5 protein-coding genes are annotated in these 4,385 nt (G+C 57.8%); 1 reads left to right on the top strand and 4 read right to left on the bottom strand.

Going from position 1 to position 4,385, the window contains the following annotated elements; translation table 11 throughout:
- The coding region (locus tag GTN70_03775; protein NIO16107.1) for a hypothetical protein at positions 1–625 on the bottom strand (625 nt) is incomplete at its 3' end.
- A gap of 261 nt (positions 626–886) precedes the next feature.
- On the opposite strand from GTN70_03775, the gene pckA reads away from it, so the two are divergent.
- Complete coding sequence (gene pckA / locus GTN70_03770; GenBank protein NIO16106.1) at positions 887–2,476, top strand: phosphoenolpyruvate carboxykinase (ATP); 1,590 nt, start codon at positions 887–889, stop codon at positions 2,474–2,476.
- On the opposite strand, the gene GTN70_03765 is transcribed toward pckA, so the two are convergent.
- The 3 genes from GTN70_03765 to GTN70_03755 are packed head-to-tail and all read right to left on the bottom strand — an operon-like array spanning position 2,454 to position 4,168.
- On the bottom strand, positions 2,454–3,140 hold the full coding sequence (locus GTN70_03765) for a hypothetical protein (GenBank protein NIO16105.1): 687 nt from the start codon (positions 3,138–3,140) through the stop codon (positions 2,454–2,456). The genes pckA and GTN70_03765 overlap by 23 nt on opposite strands.
- A 32-nt stretch (positions 3,141–3,172) precedes the next feature.
- Complete coding sequence (locus tag GTN70_03760; protein NIO16104.1) at positions 3,173–3,685, bottom strand: hypothetical protein; 513 nt, start codon at positions 3,683–3,685, stop codon at positions 3,173–3,175.
- Positions 3,686–3,700: 15 nt separating this feature from the next.
- Positions 3,701–4,168: a hypothetical protein gene (locus GTN70_03755; GenBank protein NIO16103.1), complete on the bottom strand. Its 468-nt coding sequence runs from the start codon at positions 4,166–4,168 to the stop codon at positions 3,701–3,703.
- Positions 4,169–4,385: the final 217 nt, after the last annotated feature.

Raw genomic sequence — 4,385 nt, 5'->3', positions numbered from 1 at the left:
TCCCTTTCCCTTTGCCTGCGGTGGAGGCGTTCTTGACGCCGCTTTTATTTTTCTTGCCCGCGCTCTTTTTCTTCTTCACCTCGCTGTTTATCAGCACGAAGTTTTTTCCCGCCGACCGCATGTGGATGACCTCGTCGGGTGAATACCCGTAGTGCTCTGAGATGAACTTCAGGTTCACCATGTTCACCACGTCGGAATCGCTGAGCCTGATCGTCCCCCACTGGTTTTTCGGCTTGTTCTTGTAGTGCCCGTAGGCTTTTCCGTACGGGGGGCCTCCGGCCTTTTTCACCGGCACATAGTAGATATCGGGGGTGAGCCCGAAGCGAAGGGATATGTCCATCCATGAGGAGCCCCCGAGGCGGAGCCCGATCACCGTCTCTGCCGAGACACGCGCCCTCTTTGCGATGAAGAAGACGACGGGCAGCTCCTCGTGGGAAACGTTTTTCTTTTTGATCGCAACCACGTCTCCTTCCGGCACCCGGTAGTGGTCTGAAACGGCGAAGTAGAAGCTCTTCAGGCCGTCATCTCCTATCGACACGCCGAGGTCCATCCCCGCGCTGCCGAACCCGGCCACGCCCGCACAGATGAAGGCGGTCAGGATCGCAATGAAGCAGGCCTTTCGCATACCGCACCTCCCAGTTTTCTCGTGTGGACAGAATATGGTTTGAAAAGTCCACATAGACCGTTATCGGAAGATGCGCGTATAAGTTAACGCCGTGGGCGATATTTCTCGAATCTTGAAGGAGCGCGTCATAACCGGCGGCACAGGCACAGGGAAGGTAAATGAGGAAAATCATAAAAAATTAGTATAGAATATAATCTGTTTGCCGTTTTTCCTGTTATAGAGTAGTGGACAGCGATAGGAGTAACCCTGTGGGAGGATCCGATGCATCACAAAACGCAAAGCCTGAAAGAGACGGGTTTCTACAATCTTCGACACGTTCACTGGAACCATACCACGGCCAACCTTCTGGAGCACGCCATTCAGAGGCGCGAGGGGCTTCTCGCCCAGCAGGGACCGCTCGTCGTGAGGACGGGGCAGTACACGGGCAGGTCCCCGCACGACAAATATATCGTCGACGAGCCCAGCAGCAGCGACAGAGTGTGGTGGGGCAAGGTAAACCAGTCCATATCGTCTGAGGTTTACGAACACCTGAGAAGCCGGGTCCTCACCTACTTTCAGGACCGGGACGTGTACGTACAGGAGCTCTACGCCGGCGCAAACCCGAAGTACCGGATATCCTTACGCCTGGTGAGCGAATCGGCCTGGCACGCCCTTTTTGCACGGACCATGTTCATCAGGGAGGCGGACAGGAGCAAGCTCGACCAATTCGTTCCCGATTACACCATCATACACGCCCCGCACTTTCACGCCGCCCCCGAGGAGGACGGAACCCGCTCGGAAGTTTTCGTGATACTGAATTTCGGCAGGAAGGAGATCCTGATCGGCGGGACCCAGTACGGTGGCGAGATAAAAAAATCGATCTTCACCCTCATGAACTACCTTCTCCCCTTGAAGGGGATCCTGTCCATGCACTGCTCCGCGAATGTGGGGGAGCAGAATGGGGACACGGCGCTGTTCTTCGGCCTCTCCGGAACGGGCAAGACCAGCCTCTCCATCGATACGGCCCGGGTTCTCGTGGGGGACGACGAGCACGGCTGGGGGGATGACGGTATCTTCAACGTCGAGGGTGGCTGTTACGCCAAGGTCATCAAGATCTCGAAGGAGTACGAGCCCGAGATATTTTGCTCGTCGCAGATGTTTGGCGCGATCATGGAAAACGTCACCATCGATTCGGTAACCAGGGAGATCGACTTCGACGACGATTCGCTCACCGAGAACACCCGTGCGGCCTTTCCCATAAGCTACCTTCCCAACGCCGCAAAGACCGGAATCAGCGGCCACCCGGAATTCATCTTTTACCTGACCGCCGATGCCTTCGGTGTTCTCCCTCCCATAGCGAAGCTCACGCCTGACCAGGCCATCTACTATTTCCTGCTTGCCTACACGGCGAAAGTGGCGGGGACGGAGTGTGGCATCAAGGACCCGGAAGCCACGTTCAGCCCCTGCTTCGGCGCGCCTTTCATGGTTCACCCCCCCGTGGTCTACGCCGAGATGCTCGGAGAGAGGATTCGCAAGCACGGTTCGACCGTGTGGCTCGTAAACACCGGCTGGACGGGAGGGGCTTACGGGGTCGGGGAGCGGATAAGCCTCCCCTATACCAGGAGCATGGTTCACGCCGTCCTGGAGAGGAAGCTCGAAAAGACGGCCTTCAAGACCGACCCGTTTTTCGGGCTGCACCTGCCCGTCGAGGTTCCGGGGGTTCCCCGTGACGTGCTGAGGCCCAAGAACACCTGGAAGGACAAGGATGCCTACGACAGGGCCGCCGTCGAGCTGACACGCCGGTTCCGGGAAGCCTTCAAAGAGTTCGAGACGGCCGTGCCGGCCTCGGTCAAGGATTCGGGCCCGCGGTAGCCGTTGCCTCGAAGTTGATGACTGTCACCTCCCCGTTCAGCACGATTACCGATACGCTTTCGGGGGAAAAAACAAAATCGGGATCAGATGGCGTGACCACGTATTTGCTGTTATCCAGGTCGGTGAACCTGTAGAACCCGTCGGATCCCGTGAAGACCGAGAGCGCGGTGTCGTGCGGAAATACCCTGAAGAGAGTGATTTCGACCCCATCCAGCCCTTCACCGCCGGAGGATACCGTCCCCTTTATGGCGCTCAGAGGGTATGTCCAGGAGCAAGCCTCGTTGCTCTGTGCGGAGTCGTTCTGCAAGTCCAGGAGGAAGTTCGTAAAATCCAGGGCGTCGGAAATGTAGAAGCTCGAAACCCGATAACAGTACTCCGTGTCGGGGGCAAGGCCGCTGTCATCGTACCAGGTTGTCAGAACATAGGATGATCCGAACGTGTAGTCGATGTACTCGCCGTTCCTGAAAATCTTATAGCCGATTTCACCGGGATCCTCGTACTGGTGGATTTCCCAGGTGAGCGTTATCTCATGGGGCGATGCGGGAGTGGCGGTGAGGTTCCGGGGTACCGGGGGGTCTATGAGGGCGTTGCATCCCGGGAGGAGGAATGCCATGAGGAAACCAACGGCCCGCGCATATTTTCTCAACCGTGAAAATATTCCCATGTGACTACCCCTGCAAACCGTTACCGACCCGCTCACAGCTTTTGCCTCTGGAGGAAGATCCCCTTGTCGACCTTTTCAAAAAACGTCTGGTAGAATTTCAGGTCGTCCACCTGCCTCACCTTGACGACGGCCCCCTTGTTGTCCAGGACCTTGCTCTGGAAGTTCACCCGTACCTTGCACTGTTTCCCGAACTCGCTGACGTTCGCCGTGCACTCCATGACGGAATTTGCGTTCCACCGGGCATCCTGGCCGCCGAAGAGGGTGGCGAGAAAGATCCCGCCCATGCTCGATTCCTCCTTCTCTTTCACGGCGTGCAGAATCCCCAGATCGCTGTTTGCCTCCCTGATGATGAAGCCCTCGTCCTGGAGGACGTTGACGATCGCCTTGAGGACCATCTTCGTGTCCTCCTCGTCGAAGATGCGCGTCTGGAACTGGCGGATCTGCAGCTGGGTCATCTCCGTTTTCGGCGTCGTGGCGCAGCCGGAGGAAAAGAAGAGGGAGAGCAGAAGGAGCATGGCGGCAGCGTATGTGTGGTTTCTGTTCATGGGTTACCTCCCTCGCTAAAACTTGCTCGCGTGGTAGGAGAACGACTCGACCAGGCTTCGCTCATCGAACTTGATGACCACGGTCAGCGTCTTCTGCGTGGTCTCGGCTGCCCCGGCCTCGCGCGAGTATCCCGGCGCGGCGCCGGCTGCCACGTCCCCGAAAATCCCGATCAGAAGCACGGTCCCGTATCCCGCGCTCTTCGAGTAGGCGGCGGTCGATGCGACCTTGTCGAAGATCCAGGTTTCCCTGCCGTCGCTGTCCCTGGTCACGATGTTGGGGGAACCGAGTGCTTCCGCGACGTCGGGCTGGGACATTCCCACGTGGATCTCCCTCTGCACGATCCCGACGGTCATCTCCCGCTCCTTCGCCCCGGGAAGGCTCTCCCCGTGGCGGGCGGCGCTCATGCAGCCCGCAGATACCATGCCCGTTCCCAGCAATGCGGTGAGAAGCAGCGAGCATACTGTTCGGTAGTCGATAAACATGTGATGCCTCCTTTTCATAAAAATGGTTGAAATGAAATCAGATCTTTTTTCAGCGGCATCGCCCATAGTCACCTCCCTGAAAAAGCGGTGCAGGCCATCATCTTCCGCCCTGTTTCCCTTCCCGCCGGCTTTTCCACGCACCGAAGGGCGGGGGGAGGGCTACAGGTAGATGAGGCCGTGAAAGAGCCGTTCCCACTCCTTTGCAAGCGTGAATGCA

The sequence above is a fragment of the Deltaproteobacteria bacterium genome (assembly GCA_011773515.1).
Classification (GTDB): Bacteria; Desulfobacterota; Deferrimicrobia; order J040; family J040; genus WVXK01.
Note: the sequence above shows the minus strand (reverse complement) of the source record. Positions and strands in the feature narration are given on the sequence as shown.

What these genes read in the sequence shown, in the direction of transcription:
- pckA (NIO16106.1), top strand. Translation starts at nt 887, where the DNA reads ATGCATCACAAAACGCAAAGCCTGAAAGAGACGGGTTTCTACAATCTT.
- GTN70_03765 (NIO16105.1), bottom strand. Translation starts at nt 3,140, where the DNA reads ATGGGAATATTTTCACGGTTGAGAAAATATGCGCGGGCCGTTGGTTTC.
- GTN70_03760 (NIO16104.1), bottom strand. Translation starts at nt 3,685, where the DNA reads ATGAACAGAAACCACACATACGCTGCCGCCATGCTCCTTCTGCTCTCC.
- GTN70_03755 (NIO16103.1), bottom strand. Translation starts at nt 4,168, where the DNA reads ATGTTTATCGACTACCGAACAGTATGCTCGCTGCTTCTCACCGCATTG.